The organism is Kitasatospora sp. NPDC048722, from assembly GCF_040650235.1.
Classification (GTDB): domain Bacteria; phylum Actinomycetota; class Actinomycetes; order Streptomycetales; family Streptomycetaceae; genus Kitasatospora.
In genome coordinates, this window is record NZ_JBEZGX010000170.1 from 1 (window position 1) to 1,527 (window position 1,527).

The window sequence follows — 1,527 nt, forward strand, 5'->3', positions numbered from 1 at the left end:
TTCCGCTGCTGCGCCGTGACCGGCCAGAGGAGCACACCCTCGTCACGGCCCTGGCCCGCCTGCACGTCACCGGCGTCCCGGTCGACTGGGCCCGGCTGTTCGACGGCACCGGCGCCCGCCGCGTCGACCTGCCCACCTACCCCTTCCAGCACGAGCGCTACTGGCCTCGTCCCGCCCGCCGCATCGGCGACGTGACCGGCGCCGGCCTGTCGCCCGCCGAGCACCCGCTGCTGGGCGCGACCGTCGCGCTGGCGAACGCCGAGGGCACCCTGCTGACCGGCCGGCTGTCGCTGAAGGCACAGCCGTGGCTGGGCGACCACCGGGTGGGCGGCATGGCCGTGTTCCCGGCGACCGGGTTCCTGGAGCTGGCCGTCCGCGCCGGTGACCAGGTGGCCTGCGACCGGGTCGAGCGGCTGACGCTCGCCGAGCCGCTGGTGCTGCCCGAGGACGGCGCCGTCGTCGTCCAGATCCAGGTGGACGCCCCAGCGGCCTCCGGTGCCCGCCCGGTGCGGATCTTCTCCCGGCCGGACGCCGACGCCGACGGCGCGTGGACGCAGCACGCCTCGGGCGAGCTCGTCCGCGGCGAGCGCACGGTCGGCTTCGACGCCTCGGTCTGGCCGCCCAAGGGCGCGGTCGTCGCGGAGCTGACCGGGATCCAGGAGGAGGCGGACCTCGGCCCGGCCTTCGACGGGCTGCGGACGGTCTGGCGGCGCGGCGAGGAGACCTTCGTCGAGGCGGTCCTGCCGGGTGAGGCGGCCGACGAGGCCGCGGGGTTCGGTGTGCACCCTGCGCTGCTGGCGGCCGTGGTGCGGGCGGACGGCCGGGGGCTCGTGCCGGCGGCCTGGTCCGGGGTGTCGCTGCACGCCTCGGGCGCGTCCGTGGTGCGGGCGCGGATCGTGCGCACGGGCGAGGAGACGCTGGCGCTCGCCGTCGCGGACGCCGCCGGGGAGCCGGTGCTGTCCGCCGAGGCCGTGACGCTGGCCGAGCCGGCTGCCGTCGCGCAGGGAGCGGCCGCGGCGGGTTCGCTGCTGCGGCTGGAGTGGGTGCCCGCGCCGTCGCGTGCGGGCGAGCGCGTGACGGCGGTGACGCTGGGCGAGGACGTGCCGTCGCTCGCCGAGGTGGCCGGCGAGGTGCCGGGTGCCGTGGTGGTGCCGGTGGTGGGTGGTTCGACGCCCGGGGACGTGCACGGGGTGACGGCGTGGGTGCTGGGCCTGGTGCAGGAGTGGCTGGCCGAGCCGCGGTTCGTGGACGCGCGCCTGGTGTTCGTCACCCGGGGTGCGGTCGACGGGGTGTCGGATCTCGCCGGCGCTGCCGTGTGGGGCCTGGTGCGGGCGGCCGAGTCGGAGAACCCGGGTCGGTTCGTCCTCGTGGACACGGACGGCGAGCTCCCGCTGGACGCGGTGCTCGCCGTGGGCGAGCAGCAGGTGGTGGTGCGCGACGGTGTCGTCCGGGTGGGCCGGCTCGCCCGCGTGGCCCCCGGTGGGCCCTCCTCGGGTTGGGGTACGGGCACGGTCGTGATCACGGGTG

General features: G+C 77.3%; 1 protein-coding gene. It reads left to right on the plus strand.

The window, feature by feature from the left end; genetic code table 11:
• Positions 1–1,527 (plus strand): polyketide synthase dehydratase domain-containing protein (locus tag AB0C76_RS41320; protein WP_359975938.1); only part of this gene is annotated, 1,527 nt, incomplete at both ends.